This window comes from Prochlorococcus marinus str. SB, from assembly GCF_000760115.1.
Taxonomy (GTDB): Bacteria; Cyanobacteriota; Cyanobacteriia; order PCC-6307; family Cyanobiaceae; genus Prochlorococcus_A; species Prochlorococcus_A marinus_D.
Map to the genome: position 1 here is coordinate 535,980 of NZ_JNAS01000002.1, position 20,564 is coordinate 556,543.

A 20,564-nucleotide genomic window follows, 5' to 3' on the forward strand; every position below is an offset into this window, starting at 1 on the left:
TAATTGATACGGACATAAATTTCCTTACTAATAATATACACAAAGATAGTATCCTTGACTAACTGTGTATACTAATAAGTAACAGTTATCAACTTTGAATCATGGCTACCCGCCAAACCTCAACTAATGGGAAGCCTAAATCCCCCAGAATTCAAGTAGTTCTTCCAGAATTAATATGTGAGCAATTAACTATTTTGGCTAATAAGGAATCTAGGACAGTTAGTAATATGGCCAAAGTATTAATACAAGAAGGTATAAAAAAATATTTCGAAAAAGAAAGTAAATCATCTATTTCAGAAAATAATTTAAATACCGATAGATTTAGAGACGAACTTGAAAAACAAAGCGTTAGAAGATTAAAAAGAGCTCCTCAAAGGATTAGATACTATAAAAAATCTAATTAAAAAAATTAATTTTGAGGCAATTTTTGTAAATCTACAGTTTTTCCCATTACTACCAAAATATTTCCTCTTTCTAAGATATATTTTGCTGGTGGATTAACTGTTAACTTTTCAGCAGGTCCTGCTGCCAGAACATTAACTAAATAATTTTTCCGCAAATTCAAATCTCTCAAAGATCTTCCAATAAATTCCTCTGGAACAGTTATTTCATCTATACCAGTTTGGTTATCAAGTTCCAATCTTTCAATTAGATTTGGTCTAACTAGTTCTAAACCTAATCTCTCACCTTGCATTCTGGAAGGAAAGACAACTTTGTCTGCACCTACCCTTTTTAACATTTTTTCATGCAAGTCACTCGTGGCTCTTGCTATTACTCTTTTCACTTTGCTGCCTTCACTATCTTTAGCAATAAGTGTCGTAGTTATACTTGCTTCAATAGGTTCACTTATACCTACTACAACAGTATTCATTTCAAGTATTCCAGATTCCTTCATAGACTCTTCATCAGTACAATCTACAACTCTAGCTTCTATAGAAGGTTCCAATTGTCTCAAATCATCAATAGCTTTTTCCGAATAATCTGCAGCCAAAACATCTGCACCGTTACTTATAAGTTCTCTACAAACAGCAGTTCCAAATCTTCCAACGCCAACAACTGCAAAAGTGAGGGCTTCTTTTTCTCTCTTTTGAGACCACTGCCACCAATCAGCCATAATAAAACTTAATCAATCCTAAACATAAAGATCAGCCCTAGGATAGCCTATTCTCTTTTGTCTATCTATTCTACTCTTATAAAGAGCCTGCCAAAGTGCACTTAAAAGCAAAAGGATACCAAGTCTGCCCACAAACATGCCGACAATAAGAATAAATTGGCCGAAATGATTTAATTTTGCAGTTAAACCAATATCAAAACCAACAGTTGCAAATGCAGATATGCAAGTGAACAGAATTTCTAGGAATGTGAAAGATTCTTTCTTAACAAAGGTATTTGTTGTACTTAACAACATTGCCATTAAAAGAACAAAAAGCAAAGATCCAACTGTTATTCCAACTGCTTTTAGAATAACTTTATCTGAAATTAATCTATTGCTAATAATTACATCTTTCTGACCTCTTAAGGTTGATCTAGTTGCAGCCATTAAAGCAATAAATGTAGTTGTTTTTATGCCTCCACCAGTACCTCCGGTACTTGCTCCAATAAACATCAAAGTCATTAATAACAGAAGGCCAGTATCTGATATAGAGTTCAAGGAGATTGGGTAATTTGTAAAGCCTGCAGTTCTTGCGCTTACTGTTTCAAAGATTGATGACAATAGCCGTTCAAAAAAATTCAAATCATTGAAAAATTGACTATTTAGCAATGATTCAGTGATAAATAATCCTAATGATCCGAATACTATGAGAGACAAACTTGTCCTAATAACTAATCTGGAATGAAGGCTTAATTTCTTATAAGAAAGATTTCTTTTATTACTCCAAATATCATCAATAACACGCCATCCCAATCCACCCATAACAATGAGAAAAATAAAAACACTATTAACCAAATAATTTGCTCTATAGTCTTGGAGACTATTTGACCTTAGAGAAAATCCTGCATTGTTATATGCAGATATGCTGTGAAAAATTGAGGACCATAGTCTCTCCCAATTATTTTGAATATCTACAAATCCAAAAGAATATAAAAAAATTGCACCCAAGGAAATGATACTAATCGCAGTAATAGCAATGCTTTGAAAAGTTCTACCAATTCCTCCAACTCCAAATTCATCAAGAGTCTTTCCTTTGTCTAATCTAGTTCTTAGCTTTGTCCCCTTTACAACAAAGCCTTGTAAAAATGTCGTAATAGCCATTAATCCTAGACCACCTGATAAAAGCATAAAAGCTAAGAAAACTTGGCCAAAGAAATTTAAATCAACACCAATATCTATTATGGTTAAGCCAGTAACGGTTATTGCAGAAGTAGATGTAAAAAATGCTTCCCACAAACCAACCTTTGAAGATGAACATAATGGAGAACTTAACATTAAAGTTCCAATGCAAATAATAAATAAGCCTGTCACAATAGTAAATTGTGGTACAGATAGCTTTTTGTAAGCATCTTTAAACTTATAAACCTTACTTGTAAATTTCACGATATTACCCGTAATTCAGAATTATCAATGCTGGCACTGTTAATGACATTATAAGTGTTAATCCAGCTCCATATTTTGTGATATCAAAAAATCTATACCTTCCAGGACCATAAACCATTAAATTTGTTTGATAACCCATTGGAGTCAAGAAAGATTGACTTGCACCGAACAAAACAAGCATTATTAAAGCGCTTGGTGAAATTTCTAAAACATTTGAGAATTCAATAGCAACAGGCAAAATCAAAGCAACCGAAGCAGCATTACTTATAAATTGCGTAAGAATAACTGTAGATACAAAAATTACGACTAATGCAAAATAAAGAGGCATTCCGTTAAGGGCAAAGTTTAGATTAACAGCAATTACATCTGCTAATCCAGTTATCTGCATAGCTACACTAAAACACGATAAAGATCCCAGCAATAAAATAACGTCTAACCTGATTGATTTTTGTATCTCTGCAGGTCTTAAACATCCACAAGCAACCATTGCAATCACTGCCAAAAGAACTGAACCTACTAATGGAATATTAGAAACCGAAGGCAAAACCACCATTCCTATTGCAATTGCAATCGATATAGGTTTTTTTATCAAAAAAGGTAAGTCATCTTCGAATTGATCTAAAATAAGCAAATCATTACTAGCTTGCAAACCTCTTATTGAATCTAGCGGTGCTTGCAATAATAAAACATCTCCGGCCCTTAAAACAGCTTGGCCTAATCTCTCCTGAACAGTTTGCTGCCCTCTTCTTAATGCTAAAACTGTTGCATTATGACGCTGCCTAAATCTTAATTCTCTCAAACTTGCACCGGCTAAAGTTGAACCAGCAGGTAACAAGGCTTCAAAGGTCTTAGTACCTTCATCATCTGAGAAAAAATTAACCCCATCGAACGATGTTTTGTTTTCTCCTAACAAAATAGTATGTTCCTGCTGCAGCCTAAATAAGTCTGCCCTTGTAACGCGGATTATTAATCTATCATTAGGTTCAATCTTTCTATCAGCCAAAGGAGGAAGAATAACTTTTCCATTTCGTTGCAATTCCAGAACATCAACGTCAAATCGTCTTTGCAATCTACTATTTCTGACAGATTGACCAACTAATTCTGAAGTAGAGGGAATAGTAACTTCGGTAAAATATATATTCATATCACCATTTTTAATAAACTCCTTATCTCTCCCTCTATCTGGTAAAAGCATGTCAGAAACTAGAATCATATAGGTTGTACCTATCAGCCATACAGGAATTCCTATTGAAGTCAAACTAAATAATTCCAAACCTCCGTAACCTAATTGTTGACTAATATCGCTTACAAGAAGATTTACTGAGCTACCTAATAATGTGAGAGTTCCTCCGAGTAAAGTAGCAAAAGAAAGAGGTAATAAAACTTTTGATGGTGATATATTTCTTCGCTCGCACCAACTTTCAATTAAAGGTAACAAAGATGCTACTACTGGAGTATTAGGTACAATTCCAGATATTGGAGCGATCAAAAAAGCTATTAAAGAAATTAATTTCCTTGGAGTTCGAATACTTTCAGAAGAAATCAATTCTCTTACTCTGTCTAAGGCACCACTTTTAAATAATGCTGAGGAAACTGCAAATAAACCCATAAGGGTAATTAAAGAAGGGCTACCAAATCCAGCTAAAGCTTTTTCAGGAGAAAGAACCCCAGTAGATATAAATATCCCGACACATAACAAACCAGTCAATTCTGGTGCAATAGTATTTCTAATAAACAAAATTATTGACATTATTAAAACAACTACCGTTATAAACGCATCAAAATTATTACTAACTACTGCAATTAAATTCATACAAAACTTATTTAACTCAATATACCCAAAAACAATATTTCAAAAAGTTTAATTCGAATAATCTTTTTTAAGAAACTTTTTAAAAATAGATTTTTTTTGGAATATCCATGAAGATGCAGATTTTAAGCTTTCTGTAATATCAGGCAACTTGGAAGCATATATAAGTCTTCTTGCCTCAAAAGCCAATTTCCCAGATAAAGTAACCCCAAGCCCAGAAATTGAAGCTTCGCCTATTCCTAAGCTAATCATTTCACCGTTGTCTTGAAATTCAAAGGGTAAAGGATCTTTTCCTTGAATTAAAAGTTCTAAATTATTAGCAAGATGATTTCCTTCCTGCATAGCAACCTGAGCAGTTATGGGTAAATCCTCCATTCCTTCAATAACTGAAATATCACCAATAGCAAAACAGTTTTTATGATTTTCTATTTGCAAATTATTATTAACTAAAATTCGTCCAAATTTTTTTGTTATTTGATCAGTTTCTAAGTAAGACAAATTAGGTTTAACACCTGCTGTCCAAATAACAATATCTTTATCCAAGGAAATTATTCCAACCTCACTAAAAATAGTAATTTTAGTTTCTGAGACATCTTTAACTGTGGAATTCAAAAGAACCTTGATTTTTCTTTTTTCTAATGCCTTCTCTGCTTGTTCTCTATTAAAAATTTTGTTTTTATTGAGGATTTCGTTTGATTTTTCTATTACATTAATTTCAAATTGGTCTGTAAATATATCTTTAATTTTGCATGCCAACTCGATACCAGAGGGACCACCTCCAACTATAAATAACTTTTTATGCAACGCAGTATTTTGTGATTTTTTTAAAAAAGAATTTAATTTATTTAAATCATGAACATCATTAAAAAAATAACAATTTTCATCTACACCTTTTATAGAAAAACTATTTGGAATAGATCCTGTACAGATAACGAGATATTGATAACTTAATTTTAATTCATCACTAAATTCAAGAATATTTTCTTTAAAGGAAATCTTGGTTAAACAATTTCTTAAAAAAGTTATACCCGCATCAGAAAATATATTTGCAAATTTTGGGGTGGCTTCCCAACTTCTTATCTCTTTACTTAAAACTTCGTACATTAAAGGTTTAAATATAAAGTTAGTTTCAGAATCAACCACAAGAATCGGTAAAGAAGGATTAAGATTCTTTAAGTTCAAAGCAAATGTCATACCTGCAAAACCTGCACCAACTATTACTATTGGTTTGTGTATTGATTTCATTAGAGAAATATTGTTATGCGTAAATGTATTATTAAACTATACGAATTATTTTTAAATTGAGCGAAATAAAATTAAACTCATAATCAAACTGAAGAATGATTGAAAAAATTCACAAAGATATTCAAACTAACTTGAGGATATATAATCAAGATCTTGTAGATATGAAGCCTCAAGGAATGCTTACATGGGGTTATGAAAAGTTTGATAAACAATTCGCTATTACAACAAGTTTTGGTATACAATCATCAGTCCTTTTAGATATGGTCAGCAAATTATCTCTACAAAAAAAAATCAAAATATTTTGGATAGATACAGGTTACCTTCCTCCAGAAACATACCATTACGCTGAAAAGCTTATTGATAGACTATCCTTAGAAGTTGAAGTTCTGCAAAGTGAATTATCTCCAGCAAGAATGGAGGCCAAATACGGAAAACTTTGGGAAACAAAAAAAGAGAGTGATTTAGATAAGTATCATGAATTAAGAAAGATAAAACCTTTAGAAAATGGTCTAGAAAAATATAATATTTCCTGCTGGGCAAGCGGTGTTAGATCAAGTCAAACAGAAAATAGAAATAAAATGAAATTCATAGACGTAATTCGTCAAAGGCTCTCTTTAAGACCTTTATTAAATTGGACAAATAAAGATATTTTTTATTATATGGAAGAGAATAATTTACCTGCCCATCCACTTTTTATCAAAGGTTATTCTTCTGTAGGAGATTGGCATTCAAGCAGTCCCGATGGTATTGAAAAAAAGGGCAGAGATACAAGATTTGGAGGAATTAAACAAGAATGTGGAATTCACACTAATAATTAAATTGATCATAGAACAATGGTCTCAGAAATAAATTTTTTATTAGTAGGCAATAGTAGACTTCATTGGGCTCAATATTCTAAGAATCAATCTAAATTCTTCCATACCAAAAAAGAGCAAAAAGTTCCAGAAAATATAGATCTTGATCAATTAATTTGGGCTTCTGTAGGAAAACTTCCAAATTTTTTGCTGAGAAAAGAAAATGAAATAAAAACTAAAGATATCCATTTATCAAATCTTCCTGATTTTTTTGGAGTTGATAGAGCTCTTGCCTGTATTGCCGCTTTTAAAATTATTAAAAACCCTTTAAAAAAAGATTTGCTTATCGCAGATTTTGGAACAATATTATCAATAACAAAATTAAATTCAAATGGATCTATTGTTGGAGGTCAACTTCTTCCGGGTTTTCTAACACAATTAAAATCAATAGAACAAAATACAAAAAATCTTAAAGTTCCCAAAAAATATGATATTCCTATCAAAGATTTTTTAATTAATACAGAAGAAGCAATCTTAAAAGGAGTAATCAACTCTCTTACTGGCGTGATTAATAGTTTATTTAATCCCGAAAAGGATATTTTAATAATTTGTGGGGGAGACTCTCAATTAATCACAAAATCTCTAAAGACTAAAAAAGAAAATATTATCAATTCTCCTAATTTAGTTATGGAGGGGATGATTATTCACTACCTGTCAATAAAAAATTAGCTTAACCCAAGGTCTGCAATTATATGATCAGCCATTATTGCTGCTTTTACCTTTAGGTAAATTTTTTCGATGTTACCTTCAGTATCAATTAAAAAAGAATTTCTCATCATTCCCATATATTCTTTTCCCATGAATTTTTTCAGTCCATAGCTATCGTAATCAGAAGAAACTTTGAAAGGTTCAGGATCAGTTAAAAGAATAAAAGGTAAATTAAATTTTTCTATAAACTTTTTATGTGAGGATGCACTATCTTTACTAATACCAAGCACAACAATATTATTTTTTTGGAGTAAATCCCAATTCTCTTTAAAATTACATGCTTCTTTAGTACATCCTGGAGTATTATCTTTTGGATAAAAATATAGTATTATTCTTTTACCTTTAAAATCACTAAGAGAAACTTCCTTCTCAAAAGAATCTTTTAATTTAAATTCTGGTGCTTTGTCGCCAACCTTAAGAGCCATTGAAATTATTAAATGAGTATGAATATAAAATACCAAAAATTTGGTTTTATGAGATTAAAGGTGTGCAAGATGTCGCAACTATAGAAGAAATTAATACTGCAAAAAACCTAACCAGTTCAAGATCAAAGATTTTCTTAGAAACAAGGGCTTATTTGCGCCAATCACTTTCAACACTTTTCGATTTAGACCCCCTAGAAATTCCAATTAATGCTCAACCAGGAGAACCTCCAAGTTTACCCTTTGGCATGGGTAATATCAGTTTAAGTCATTGTAAAGATGCCATTACTATAGTCTGGCATAAAGACAAAATAGGGATCGATATTGAGAGAACAGATAGAGATTTTAACCATATAAAATTTGCAAAAAAATATTTTTTTCATACCAATAAATCAAACCATAATAATTATTTAACAAAAAATATGATATTAAATCAATGGTGTGCTGTTGAAGCAGCTATAAAATGGGATCATGGAAAAATAGCTAAAGACATTAAATATTGGCAATTTTTTGAAAAGCCTAAAGAGTTAATTCATAAGAAGAAAAATATACATTTAAATTATTCACAGATTAACTTCCATAATTGGACTATCGCTTTAGCCTACGAAGAAAGAACTTCTTTTAATCCTGAAATTATTTGTTGTTCAAAAAATTTTTAATTTTCTTTTCTTCTAAGCAGTTCTTCATATTGAGTTTTTTCCCATCCATTATTATTTGGTTCCCATATTTTTAAACCTCTTAAAGATTTAGGAAGATATTCTTGTACGACCCAATTATCTGGATAATTATGAGGATTTACATAACTATTAGAATTATTTTTTAAATGAAGTGGAACATCAAAAGCATTGGTAGATTTGATTATTTCAATTGCTTTAAAAATACTTTTCGTAGTATTACTTTTTGGAGAAATAGCTAAATATAAAGAAGCCTGCGTTAAAAAATATAATCCTTCTGGAAAACCAACTCTATCAAAAGCATCACAACAGGATTGTACAACTACTATGGCATTAGGATCAGCTATTCCAATATCTTCACTGGCAGATATAAGAAGTCTTCTAAAAATAAAATTAGGATCTTCACCCGCCTCCAGCATATTCGCAAGCCAGAATAAAGTTGCATCTGGATCAGAACCTCTTATGGACTTGATAAAGGCACTTATTACATCGTAGTGATTTTGACCATTTTTATCGTAAACAATATGTTTCTTTTGTAGTGCATCCTCTGCTATTGAGAGATTAATGTTGATTTCTTTAGCATCATTTTCAGCAGTTGTTTCTATGGCCATCTCTAGCGCATTTATTAATGTCCTTGCATCTCCACCAGAAAATTTAATTAAATGAGTTATAGCATCTTGAGTTAAATAAACCTTTTTTGAATCTTTTTGTTTTGAATAGTGATTAATGACTTTTTGTACTATTTTCTGCAAATCATCTTCCGCCAAAGGAAGTAATGTAAAAATACGAGACCTGCTAACAAGCGCTTTATTAACAGCAAAGAAAGGGTTTTCAGTTGTAGCACCAATAAAAGTTATAGTTCCATTTTCTATTGAAGGTAATAAAGCATCTTGCTGAACTGATGTAAATCTATGAACCTCATCAATAAATAAAATTGTTTTTCTTTTTGAATTTATTAATCTATCTTTTGCATTCGCGATTTCATTTCTTAATTCTTTAACACTTGATAATACTGCATTTAACTTAATTAATTTTGACCGCGTATTAAAAGAAATAATTTCAATTAGAGTAGTTTTTCCAACACCCGGAGGGCCAGAAAAAATAAAATTACTGATCTTATCGTTTAATATTGCACTTCTTAAAAGCGAATTCTCATTTAGGATTGGTTGTTGACCAAAAAAATCTTCCAAATTCTTTGGTCTTAATTTATCTGCCAAAGGTGCATTGTTTTCTATTTGAGAATAATTAGTAAATAAATTTTCTGAATTCATATAAATAAAATCAAAAATCATTACTTTCAATTCTATGTAATTACTGTAGGAGTTTCCATTTGAGTAAGTTTTGAAATGTTCAATAAAGCATCTAAATCATCTATTAGAGGTTTTAAAGCGATCTGAGGATTTAACGAAAGATTCTGTTGAGGATCGAAAAACTTCTCAAAGTAAAGTCTTAATGTTGCACCCTTAGTTCCAGTTCCAGAAAGGCGCACAATCACTCGAGAATTATCATCAAGGACCAATCTTAAACCTTGATTTTCACTTATGGAATTATCAACGGGATCTAAATATGAAAAGTTATCTGCAACTTTAACTATATGGCCAGCAAAATTATTTCCTTTTAAATTTTCGAGCATAGAAGTTAGATTACCAAAGATTTCATTAGCAATATTTGAGGGGATTGCTTCATAATCATGTCTTGAATAATAATTTCTACCAAATTGTTTCCAATGATTCTGCATCAAATCACTTACCGAACACTTTTTCTCAGCTAAAACTTGTAACCAATACAAAACTGCCCATAGTCCATCTTTCTCTCTCACATGATTACTACCTGTTCCGAAACTTTCTTCTCCACATAAAGTAATTAAATTAGAATCTAAAAGATTTCCAAAAAACTTCCAGCCAGTAGGTGTCTCGAAACAAGGTATATTTAATGCTCGAGCTACATTATCAACCGCTGAGCTGGTTGGCATAGATCGTGCCACACCTGTAATACCATATTTATAACCAGGGACACATTTTGTATTAGCAGTGATAACTGCAAGGCTATCACTAGGATTTACAAAACATCCACTTCCTAAAATCATATTCCTATCTCCATCTCCATCGCATGCAGCACCAAAACTATAAGATTTTTTATTTAATAACAAATCAGCCAAGTGGGATGCGTAAGTCAGATTAGGATCAGGATGTAAACCTCCAAAATCTTTTAACGGGATACCATTCATGACACAATCTGGTACAAGACCCATTTTTTCAACAAAAATATTTTTTGCATATGGGCCTGTAACCGCATTCATTGCATCAAAGATTAACGAGAAGTCTTTTTTTAAAAAATCACTAATTTGATCAAAGTCAAAAATTTTCTCCATCAAATTAGAATAATCTGTTAATCCATCAATAATTTCTAATGTAGTTCCGTCGTACTGATAAGTTCCATATTCACTAAAATCAGGTAATTGAACTTTACAAATTTTATAACTAGTTAGTAATTGTGAAGCCTTAAAAATCTTATTAGTAATTATCTCAGGAGCAGGACCACCATTAGAGATATTCAATTTAACTCCAAAGTCGCCATCAATCCCACCAGGATTATGGCTTGCAGAAAGGATAATTCCACCAATAGCTTTTTCTTTTCTAATTAAATGTGAGGTCGCAGGAGTAGATAATAAACCGTATTTTGGAACAATAATCTTTTGAACTTGATGAGCAATGGATATTAGGACAATTTTTTCTATTGCTTCAATATTGCCATATCTGCCATCACCACCAACTACTAATGTTGAACCTTTTAAATCTCCTAATGATTGTAAAATTGCTTCAATAAAAACTTCTAGATAATGTTCTTCCTGAAACTTTAAAGTACTTTTTCTTAATCCAGAGGTGCCTGCTTTTTGATCTAGAAAAGGAGAATTGATATTAATTACACTAACTTGATTCATATTTTTAGGAAACTTTCAAAAAATCTAACTAAATTAGTGAGGCATTTCGGAAGTTCTTAACATAGCGATAAACCATAATGAAGAAATTAATAATGCACTAAGAATCCCATAGTTAACACCAAATTTAGAAATTGTAATTGGAACTATCAATGGAAAAGTTAATGCACCAAACAATGGAGTAAAAGCTACAATTTTTTTCAGCATTAATTTAATTTATTAAAACCATTCAGTCTCAGCATTATCTTTTTCATTAGTATCGTCAAGTGGTGTAGATCTATCAAATTTCATTGATATACTTTTCTCTTGCTCACCAGATACATCGACAGCTTTAATATCATATTTTTGAGTCCCGTCTCTAAATGGAACTTGAATTCTAAAAGTACCATCTGCAGCAAGAGGTACATCTTCTCCACCTATTGTCAGATTTGCAGAAGGCTCTGTAGCTCCGTAAACAATTAATTCAGCGTCAGCAACGAGCCAAAAAGATCTATTTTTAACAATTCCGCTTCCAGAATCATTTAAACCTGATGCCCATTTACCAGCACCTGAGTCTGTAAGATTATCGTTGAGGTTTGTTGAATTTAAATTTTCCATAAATTCTTCAGAACCAACTTTTCTTCTGAGAGGAACGTTAGTTGCTGCTTGGTATAACCTTTCATGCATACCATTTTGTTCTGAAACAACAGGATTAGTAATATCAGGAATTGACTCAGTAGTAGAATCTAAATTAAAAGGCACAAATTTATCAAGAATTTGCTCAGAAGGATGAGACCCAGGAACATGGCTTATCGAAGAAAATGCCAAAGACATCCAGTTAAAACCATATTTGTAACCTAATTCAACTTTATAATCTCTATCTGCAAGTGGGATCGGTAAGTACCACTCAGTACTATAACTATCAACTGCTATCTCCCTAAGTGTTCCTTGATTCAAGTTGCTTCCTTCAGAACCAGATGCATCAAATAATCGTAAACATAATTTATTTGCTCCCAAAGATTGTGCTTTTTCTCTATCTGAATCAGAAATTTGCCAAAAAACATAAGCCCAATCTGGATCTCGGGGTAGGAAAACTACATTTGTTTTAACTTCTTCACTACTGTTGAAAGAATTGTAATTAGGAGTTTCTTCAAAATTTGACTGAAGAGTTGAGGTTTGTATTTTTTTAGAAGATTTTTCTTGATATTTAACTATTAAATCAACTAAAACGGCTTTTGTTTTGCGACTGTATAGCGGAACCGATAATTTACTTGCTTCTTGACGTAATTGTCTGAGGGTTAGTGAGAGTAATTGATCTTTATTCATGATCCCATCAGCCACTTTAAATTCTCCGTTTTTGTTTGGGATCAGTATGTTCTTTTTTTTTGGGAATTGTGTGTCTTTTTGGCCTGTCGTCAGGATCCTCTGACTACTATAGAATTCTCAAAATTTATATTTATCTTCAAAACAGTTGGTATGAAAGCAATTAATAAATTTTCAGGTCTTTTAAAAATGTAAATTAATTTTCTTTTTTTTTAAATTTTATTACCTGAATTTGTTAACGACTCAACAAAAATATATTTTTTCTTCGGGATCAGTAAATAAAAAGAATTCAGCGTTTTTCAACTAGAAGTACTAAATCATCTATCTCTAAATCCTCAATACGTTTACCTATTTTTTTTGAAAAAGCACTTAATTTTTTTGAAGTGGATTCTAACTGCTCATAAAAAAGATCACTAAATTTTTTATCATCAAATTTTTTGGATTGGTTATCGCACCATTCTCTCAGGGGGTTTTTATTTTGATATTCCAAACTATTATCTACATTGATAATTTTTAAAATCTGAAGGCAATGAGCGAGTATTCTTAAATGATGTTTCTGCATTATATGTAAGTCAAGATTATCAATTTCTTGAATAGTCTCTATGTTTAATGGGTTAGACAAGGGATCAAGATGGTTAGACATTAATTTTTAGTTTTAATAAAGGAAAAAAACTCAATATTGGGGGTATCTTTCGTTAAAGTATATAAAGCTAATTGTAATAAGTTATTTTTGATAACATGGTTAACGAAAATTTAGTTAAAGATGTAGTAAAAGAACCTTACAAATATGGTTTCGTTACTGATATTGAAACTGAAAAAATAGAAAAGGGATTAAATGAAGATGTTATAAAATTAATTTCACAGAAAAAAGAAGAGCCAAAATTTCTTCTTGATTTTAGATTAAAAGCCTTTAAAAAATGGCAAAAAATGAAAGAGCCTGATTGGGCAGCATTAGGATATAAAAAAATTGATTATCAAGATATTATTTATTACTCTGCTCCAAAGCAAAAAGATAAAATTTCTAGCTTAGATGAAGTTGATCCGAAACTTCTTGAGACTTTTGACAAATTAGGAATACCCCTCACGGAGCAAAAAAAACTCACAAATGTAGCAGTAGATGCTGTCTTTGATAGTGTTTCTATAGCCACAACTTTTAGAGAAGAACTTGCTGAACATGGAGTTATATTTTGCTCAATTAGTGAAGCAGTAAAAAATCACGCTGATTTGATTGAAAAATATTTAGGTACAGTAGTTCCTGCTAGTGATAATTATTTTGCAGCACTAAATTCTGCAGTTTTTAGTGATGGTTCTTTTGTTTATATCCCAAAAGGTGTTACCTGTCCTATGGATCTATCTTCCTACTTCAGAATTAATAGTGGAGATTCAGGACAATTCGAAAGAACATTAATCATTGCTGAAGAATCAAGTTCTGTAAGTTATCTAGAAGGTTGTACAGCTCCAATGTTTGATACAAATACCCTACATGCAGCAGTTGTAGAGCTTATAGCATTAGACGAAGCCTCAATAAAATATTCAACAGTGCAAAATTGGTATGCGGGTGATGAAGAAGGTATTGGCGGAATTTTTAATTTTGTCACCAAGAGAGGAAAATGTTTAGGTAAGAGAAGTAAAATTAGCTGGTCTCAAGTTGAAACAGGGTCTGCAATTACATGGAAATATCCTAGCTGTCTTCTTTTAGGGGAAGAATCTGTAGGAGAATTTTATTCAGTGGCTCTCACCAATAATCTTCAGCAAGCAGATACCGGCACAAAAATGATCCATATTGGTCCTAAGACCAAATCAACTATTGTTAGCAAAGGTATTAGTGCAGGTAACTCAAAAAATAGCTATAGAGGTCTTGTCAAAATGGGGACAAAAGCTACAGGATCAAGAAATTACAGTCAATGTGATTCAATGTTAATAGGGGATCAAGCTTCTGCAAATACATTCCCTTACATCAAATCTCAACAACCCAATTCTGAAATTGAGCATGAAGCAAGCACATGTAGAATCTCAGAAGACCAACTTTTTTATCTCCAAAGCAGAGGTATAGAATTTGAGGAGGCAGTATCTATGATGGTCAGCGGTTTTTGCAGAGATGTATTTAATCAATTACCTATGGAATTTGCTGCTGAAGCAGATAAGTTACTGGCACTTAAACTAGAGGGATCAGTAGGCTAATTAATCAATTTCTAAACTGAAATGCAAAGTAAAATGAAAGAATCAGATCCAATTTTAGAAGTTGAAAATCTCTCTGCATCTACTGATAGTCTTCCAATTTTAAAAGGGGTTTCACTTACTGTCTATCCTGGAGAAATCCATGCCATTATGGGAAGAAATGGATGTGGCAAAAGTACTCTTTCGAAAATCATTGCAGGACATCCCTCGTATAATGTTACAAAAGGCGACATAAAATTTTTAGGTCAAAACATCAACTCTCTAGAACCTGAAGAGAGATCTCAATCAGGAATTTTTCTTGGTTTTCAATATCCAATTGAGATTCCAGGTGTAAGTAATCTTGAGTTTCTTAGAGTTTCAACTAATGCTAGAAGGAAATTCCTCAACAAAGAAGAATTGGATACTTTTGATTTTGAAGAACTAGTTAAAGAAAAGTTAAAAATTGTGAAAATGGATCAGACATTCCTATCAAGGAGTGTGAATCAAGGCTTTTCCGGAGGTGAAAAAAAAAGAAATGAGATTCTGCAAATGGCTTTACTTGAGCCCAAGATAGCAATATTAGATGAGACCGATTCTGGACTTGATATCGATGCTCTAAGAATAGTGGCATCAGGAATTAAAAAAATATCTAATGCACAAACTGGAATTATACTTATTACCCACTATCAAAGATTATTAGATGAAATTAAACCAGATTATGTCCATGTAATGTCAGACGGACAAATCATAAAAACTGGTGAGAGTGATCTTGCTCTAGAGCTTGAGGAAAAAGGATATGAATGGACTGATAATTTTATAAAAGAGACCTAAATAAATGGAAATTATTGAAAAAATAAAAACTAATAAATCGGATGATAACCTAACCGAAATACAAAAAATCTGCCTTCATAAATTACAATCAAGGCCTCTCCCTAATCCTAAAAGTGAACCATGGAGACTTTCAAATAAATCAAAATTGTCAAACTTTTTAGATTACTCAGTTAATGAAAAAGATTCAAAATTTGATATACCATATCCGAAAAATTCTCAAAGTACTATCAGATTAATAATTGGTGAGAATTGCCAAATTAAATTAATAGAGAATAATTATTCAATAGAGCAATTAAGTGAGAATGAATTACAAAAATATATCAAGGAACAGATATCTTTTTTTAATCAAAACGAAAATTGGAGTAACCTACTAAATCTGTCTTTAAGTTGTAAAAATAATATTTTGGGATTAAAAATAAATGGATCAAAAATTCCTCCTATTGAAATTTTTAGTCACGCATCAAGTAATTCTTTAAACGCAAAAACTCTGGTAATATTTTTAGAAAAGAATTGTGATGTTGAATTATTACAAGTAAATCTTGGTAAAGAAAACTCTTCATTATCTCAATCAACTTTTTTTTGCTTGAAAGAAAATAGTTCCGTAAATCATGGTGTTGTTTCTTACGGTGAAAACAAATCCAATCTATTAAATTCTCTCAATGTAATTCAACAAAAAAATAGTGCATACAACTTAGGATCTTTACATTTCAAATTTAATTACGCGAGATTTGAAATTAGTATTAAACAATCTGCGGGAAACGCTAAAACAAATATCAAAGGTATGCAAATAACAAAAAAAGATGAGCAAATTTCAACCTATACAAAAATAGAATTTAATGGCCCGAATGGATTTCTAGATCAAATTAATAAATCGCTTGCTGATGATAAATCACATGCAATATTTGAAGGTTCAATAATAGTTCCGAAAATTGCCCAGAGAACCGATGCATCCCAATTAAGCAGAAATTTACTTTTATCAAATTTCGCACAAATAGATACCAAACCTCAATTAGAAATAATTGCTGATGATGTCAAATGCAAACATGGAGCTACAATTTCGCAGTTAAATGAAGAAGAACTTTTTTATATGCGAACAAGAGGGATCACATTAAAAGAAGCGAGTAAACTACAATTAAGTTCTTACTTTCAAGAAATAATTTCATTCATTCCCATTTCAAAAGATAAATGGGATTTGCTTGATAAACTTTTAAATGAAAACTAATGGAAACGATTCAAAATTTTCCTGAAATAACGAAGAAAGACTTTCCTCTTTTAAATAAGCACTTAAAAAATAATGAGCAAATTATTTATTTAGACCATGCTGCAACCACACAAAAACCAATACAAGTTTTAAAAAAAATTGATGAATATTACAAAAATTTTAATGCAAATGTACATAGAGGGGCACATCAATTAAGTGCTAAAGCAACAGAAGAATTTGAAAATTCACGATATTTAATTAGCAAATACATAAAAGCGAATTCAGCAAAAGAAATTATTTTTACAAGAAATGCTACTGAGGCAATCAATCTAGTAGCTAGATCATGGGGCGAATATTCATTAAAAGAAAACGACGAAATTCTCTTATCAATAATGGAACATCATAGCAATATTGTTCCATGGCAAATGGTTGCAGCAAAAAATAAATGCAAATTAAAATTTATAGGTATAGATAAAGAAGGGAAATTAGATATAGACGACTTTAAATCAAAACTAACATCTAGAACTAAACTTGTTAGCCTAGTACATGTTAGTAATACTCTAGGTTGCTGTAATCCAATCAAAGAAATAACTAAGTTAGCTAAACAAAAAGGTTCTTTAGTCTTAATAGATGCATGCCAAAGTTTGGCTCATCAAAAACTGGATGTGATTGATCTTAATATAGATTTTTTAGCTGGATCCGGACATAAACTATGCGGTCCTACAGGTATAGGTTTCCTCTGGTCAAGAAAAGAAATCCTAGAAAAAATTCCTCCTCTCTTTGGTGGTGGCGAAATGATTCAAGATGTTTTTGAAGAGAAAAGTACTTGGGCAGAGCTGCCACACAAATTTGAAGCTGGAACTCCAGCCATTGCAGAAGCAATAGGTCTTGCAGAAGCAATTAATTATATTAACAATATTGGATTGAATGAAATTCATGAATATGAAAAGACTATTACTAAATATTTATATGAAAAATTAAATCAAATAGAAAATATTAAAATCATAGGTCCATCACCGGAGATAGATCCAGACAGAGCCTCACTTGCCACCTTTTATATAAAAAATATACATTCAAATGATATTGCTGAAATACTTGATTCAAAAGGAATTTGCATTAGAAGTGGCCACCATTGCTGTCAACCTCTTCACAGATACATTGGAATTAAATCAACAGCTAGAATTAGCATGAATTTCACAACCAATAAGGAAGAAATTGATATGTTTATAGAAAAATTAAAAGATACAATTGATTTTCTAAAAATCAATTCTTAAATACACAAAGCATTTTTTAAAAATTCATGAGATTTTTGCATTACTAGTTCTTTATTTTCAATATTTTTAAAACCATGCCCTTCATTATCAAAAAAAATAACTTCTGAATATCTATTATTCTGAATCAAAATTTCTTGAATTTTTAAAGTTTGTTTATAAGAAATAACTGTATCTTTTTTTCCATGAAACAATAAGGTAGGTTTTTTGAGTTTTTTTATATGATTTATCGGTGATCTATTTATATAATCATCATGGTTTTTTGCATAATTTCCTACCAAAGAATTTAAATAATCTTTTTCAAACCTATGAGTGTTGTGATACATATCCTTCAAATCAATAACAGGATATTTACAAATTGCTGCTTTAAAAATAGACCCATATAATAAACAATTCAGGGCAGTCAACCCACCAGCACTATTCCCAAAAATTACCACTTTTTCACTATCAACTTGATTTGATTTAATCAATTCAAGAGCTAGTGCTCTGCAATCATAAGAATCAACAATACCCCACTTATAATTCAACCTCTCTCTATATGCTTTGCCAAATCCTGATGATCCTCCATAATTGACTTCAGCAACAAAAAATCCCTTAGATGTCCAATATTGAACTTCAGAATTATATGATCCATCAAAAAATGAAGTGGGTCCGCTATGAGCTCTAACAAAAAGCGGTGGTTTTCTAAATTTTTCAACAAGCGGCCTATATAAAAAAGAATGAGTAGATTTATCTTCAAAACCTTTAAACCAAAAAGATTCAGGTTTTGAACAATCTTTTATATATTCAGCATTTATTTCCTCAAAAACATTTGATAAAACTTCCTTTTTACAATCAATTTCAAGTAAATTTCCAAGAAAATCAGATCCATTACCTTTCAAAACTACTTTCTTCTCAAAAACACTAAAATCACTTATTGAGGTAAAAGGAGTAGAAAATTCTTTAACGAATTGAAGATCTTTATATTGTTCAACTACTAAATTATTTTCTTTTTTTGCTAAACACAATAAATCTTTTATATCCCCTGAAAAAAATGTTATTCCTGAGACCCACTGAGGTACTCCATATTCAACAAAATTTCTCTCTACTCTTTTTTTAATAAAAATATTCTCTATTTTACTAGCATCTAAAAACAATAAGTTCCACCATCCAGAACTATCTTCAGAACATACTAAAAGAGTTTCACTTATCCAATAAGGTTGAAAAAAAGAAACGTTTTTTTTGGTATTAATCAGCTTATCTGAGAATTTTTTTATTTTTGTTATATCTCCATCTAAATTAATTTGAGCAAAACAAAGATAATTTTTCTCCCATGGCATGTATGGAGAATCCCACTCGACCCAAGAAAATAAGCTAAAAGAAGTATTAGAAGATAATTCTCCAGCAAAATTTTTAAATTTTTTTATTCGATAAATATCTTGTTTGGTTTTTTTTAAGTTTAAAGAAAATAAGTAATCTCTATTATTTATTTCACAAATACCATACAAAAAATTTTTTTGAGAAATAACAAATGAAGAATCGAAATTTCCATCAATTGATTTAGAAAGTTGTCTCGGTTCTTGAACTGAATCGAGATATCTTTTTTGACTTATATAATTTGATGCTACCTCCTTAAAAATTTGAAACCATATTGCGTTAGTAATCTGATCTATCCATATCAAATAAAAATTATTTTTTAAATATATACATTTATAAGATTTACCACCATATCCATGAAAGTTATTTTTAATATTATATTTTTTACTTGTTAATTTCTGAGGAAAAGCCTCTTTTTCATTAAATGGTCTTGCAAAAATAGCATTTTCATTTTGACCTTCACCAACAAGATCAATCCAAAAAATGATATCCCTAACAATAGTTAATTCCTTAAAAGATTTTTTTTTAGATACAGTTTGCCTAACTTTTAACTGATCATCATTACTCATTTAAAAAAACTATAAAGAATGCAAATTAAAGTGCTAGTATTTTTATAGCTAAACTCTTAATTAAAAACCTTTTTTTTAACGTGGCAAACCATTTTTCACAACTTGCAAAAAAGTCAAGAACAAATGGAAATGAAGAAAAAATTGCAAAAGAACAATCAGGTAAGCCATCTCTAGACATTTATAAACTTGGTGATGATGTATTAAGACAAAATTCCAAAAGAATAACTAAAGTTGACGCATCGATTAGAAAACTCGCTAGAGATATGCTTCAAAGCATGTATGCAGCTAAAGGAATTGGACTTGCTGCACCTCAAATTGGAATCAACAAAGAGCTTCTTGTCATAGACGTAAATTTTGAAGATTCAGCAGCAGAACCTTTAATACTAATAAATCCAGAAATTACAGACTTTGGGACAACCCTTAATTCATATGAAGAGGGCTGTTTAAGTATACCTGGCGTCTATTTGAATGTAGTAAGACCATCAACTATAAAATTAAAATTTAGAGATGAAATGGGACGACCACGTAAAATGAAAGCAGATGGACTTCTAGCGAGGTGTATTCAACACGAAATGGATCACTTAAATGGAATATTATTTGTAGATAGAGTTACATCAAAAGATGATTTGAACAAAGAACTTTTAAAAGAAGGGTTTAACGAAAAAGACGTTATCTCAATTAATTAATTTA

At 31.0% G+C, this 20,564-nt stretch carries 20 protein-coding genes; 9 read left to right on the forward strand and 11 right to left on the reverse strand.

The window, feature by feature from the left end; all coding sequences use genetic code 11:
• Window positions 1-101 precede the first annotated feature (101 nt).
• Window positions 102-404 (forward strand): ribbon-helix-helix domain-containing protein, encoded by a 303-nt coding sequence (locus EV02_RS03380; protein WP_032519801.1) that lies wholly within the window; start codon window positions 102-104, stop codon window positions 402-404.
• Window positions 405-409: 5 nt separating this feature from the next.
• On the opposite strand, the gene EV02_RS03375 is transcribed toward EV02_RS03380, so the two are convergent.
• The 4 genes from EV02_RS03375 to EV02_RS03360 are packed head-to-tail and all read right to left on the reverse strand — an operon-like array spanning window position 410 to window position 5,591.
• Window positions 410-1,114 (reverse strand): potassium channel family protein, encoded by a 705-nt coding sequence (locus EV02_RS03375; protein ID WP_032519802.1) that lies wholly within the window; start codon window positions 1,112-1,114, stop codon window positions 410-412.
• An 18-nt stretch (window positions 1,115-1,132) separates the two neighbouring features.
• Window positions 1,133-2,536 carry a TrkH family potassium uptake protein gene (locus tag EV02_RS03370; RefSeq protein ID WP_032519804.1) on the reverse strand — a complete coding sequence of 468 codons (1,404 nt, stop codon included), beginning with the start codon at window positions 2,534-2,536 and terminating at the stop codon, window positions 1,133-1,135.
• A 4-nt stretch (window positions 2,537-2,540) separates the two neighbouring features.
• Entirely contained in the window at window positions 2,541-4,349 is a 1,809-nt protein-coding gene (locus EV02_RS03365; protein WP_032519805.1) for an SLC13 family permease, read from the reverse strand.
• A 48-nt stretch (window positions 4,350-4,397) separates the two neighbouring features.
• The gene (locus EV02_RS03360; protein WP_032519806.1) at window positions 4,398-5,591 is read right to left on the reverse strand and encodes an NAD(P)/FAD-dependent oxidoreductase; all 1,194 of its coding nucleotides are present in this window, start codon (window positions 5,589-5,591) and stop codon (window positions 4,398-4,400) included.
• 95 nt (window positions 5,592-5,686) lie between these two features.
• Here EV02_RS03360 and EV02_RS03355 point away from each other — a divergent pair, with 95 nt between their 5' ends.
• A complete protein-coding gene (locus EV02_RS03355) occupies window positions 5,687-6,409 on the forward strand; it encodes a phosphoadenylyl-sulfate reductase (protein ID WP_032519807.1) in 723 nt (240 codons plus the stop codon).
• A 15-nt stretch (window positions 6,410-6,424) separates the two neighbouring features.
• Window positions 6,425-7,114 (forward strand): type III pantothenate kinase, encoded by a 690-nt coding sequence (locus tag EV02_RS03350; protein ID WP_032519809.1) that lies wholly within the window; start codon window positions 6,425-6,427, stop codon window positions 7,112-7,114.
• Here EV02_RS03350 and bcp read toward each other — a convergent pair.
• Entirely contained in the window at window positions 7,111-7,578 is a 468-nt protein-coding gene (bcp, locus tag EV02_RS03345) for a thioredoxin-dependent thiol peroxidase (RefSeq protein WP_032520473.1), read from the reverse strand. The genes EV02_RS03350 and bcp overlap by 4 nt on opposite strands.
• On the opposite strand from bcp, the gene EV02_RS03340 reads away from it, so the two are divergent.
• Window positions 7,578-8,234 (forward strand): 4'-phosphopantetheinyl transferase family protein, encoded by a 657-nt coding sequence (locus EV02_RS03340; protein WP_032519810.1) that lies wholly within the window; start codon window positions 7,578-7,580, stop codon window positions 8,232-8,234. The genes bcp and EV02_RS03340 overlap by 1 nt on opposite strands.
• On the opposite strand, the gene EV02_RS03335 is transcribed toward EV02_RS03340, so the two are convergent.
• The 5 genes from EV02_RS03335 to EV02_RS03315 form a co-directional block, all read right to left on the reverse strand.
• Window positions 8,231-9,520: a replication-associated recombination protein A gene (locus EV02_RS03335; protein WP_032519812.1), complete on the reverse strand. Its 1,290-nt coding sequence runs from the start codon at window positions 9,518-9,520 to the stop codon at window positions 8,231-8,233. The genes EV02_RS03340 and EV02_RS03335 overlap by 4 nt on opposite strands.
• A gap of 32 nt (window positions 9,521-9,552) precedes the next feature.
• Window positions 9,553-11,190 carry an alpha-D-glucose phosphate-specific phosphoglucomutase gene (locus EV02_RS03330; protein ID WP_032519813.1) on the reverse strand — a complete coding sequence of 546 codons (1,638 nt, stop codon included), beginning with the start codon at window positions 11,188-11,190 and terminating at the stop codon, window positions 9,553-9,555.
• Between the two features lie 33 nt (window positions 11,191-11,223).
• On the reverse strand, window positions 11,224-11,394 hold the full coding sequence (locus EV02_RS09310) for a hypothetical protein (RefSeq protein WP_011375642.1): 171 nt from the start codon (window positions 11,392-11,394) through the stop codon (window positions 11,224-11,226).
• Window positions 11,395-11,406: 12 nt separating this feature from the next.
• Window positions 11,407-12,507: a DUF4912 domain-containing protein gene (locus tag EV02_RS03320; RefSeq protein ID WP_032519814.1), complete on the reverse strand. Its 1,101-nt coding sequence runs from the start codon at window positions 12,505-12,507 to the stop codon at window positions 11,407-11,409.
• A gap of 271 nt (window positions 12,508-12,778) precedes the next feature.
• Window positions 12,779-13,132 (reverse strand): hypothetical protein, encoded by a 354-nt coding sequence (locus EV02_RS03315; RefSeq protein ID WP_032519815.1) that lies wholly within the window; start codon window positions 13,130-13,132, stop codon window positions 12,779-12,781.
• A 95-nt stretch (window positions 13,133-13,227) separates the two neighbouring features.
• On the opposite strand from EV02_RS03315, the gene sufB reads away from it, so the two are divergent.
• From sufB to EV02_RS03295, 4 genes are read left to right on the forward strand one after another with little or no spacing between them, the layout of a single operon-like run.
• Window positions 13,228-14,670 carry a Fe-S cluster assembly protein SufB gene (gene sufB, locus EV02_RS03310; protein WP_032519816.1) on the forward strand — a complete coding sequence of 481 codons (1,443 nt, stop codon included), beginning with the start codon at window positions 13,228-13,230 and terminating at the stop codon, window positions 14,668-14,670.
• Window positions 14,671-14,691: 21 nt separating this feature from the next.
• Entirely contained in the window at window positions 14,692-15,477 is a 786-nt protein-coding gene (gene sufC / locus EV02_RS03305; RefSeq protein ID WP_032519817.1) for a Fe-S cluster assembly ATPase SufC, read from the forward strand.
• A gap of 4 nt (window positions 15,478-15,481) precedes the next feature.
• On the forward strand, window positions 15,482-16,699 hold the full coding sequence (locus tag EV02_RS03300; RefSeq protein ID WP_032519818.1) for a SufD family Fe-S cluster assembly protein: 1,218 nt from the start codon (window positions 15,482-15,484) through the stop codon (window positions 16,697-16,699).
• On the forward strand, window positions 16,699-17,952 hold the full coding sequence (locus tag EV02_RS03295; RefSeq protein ID WP_032519819.1) for a SufS family cysteine desulfurase: 1,254 nt from the start codon (window positions 16,699-16,701) through the stop codon (window positions 17,950-17,952). Before EV02_RS03300 ends, EV02_RS03295 begins: the two co-directional genes overlap by 1 nt.
• Here the strand turns inward: EV02_RS03295 and EV02_RS03290 are convergent.
• A complete protein-coding gene (locus EV02_RS03290) occupies window positions 17,949-19,874 on the reverse strand; it encodes an alpha/beta hydrolase family protein (RefSeq protein WP_032519821.1) in 1,926 nt (641 codons plus the stop codon). The genes EV02_RS03295 and EV02_RS03290 overlap by 4 nt on opposite strands.
• An 80-nt stretch (window positions 19,875-19,954) precedes the next feature.
• On the opposite strand from EV02_RS03290, the gene def reads away from it, so the two are divergent.
• Window positions 19,955-20,560, forward strand: a complete 606-nt coding sequence (gene def, locus EV02_RS03285; protein ID WP_032519823.1) for a peptide deformylase — start codon at window positions 19,955-19,957, stop codon at window positions 20,558-20,560.
• Window positions 20,561-20,564: the final 4 nt, after the last annotated feature.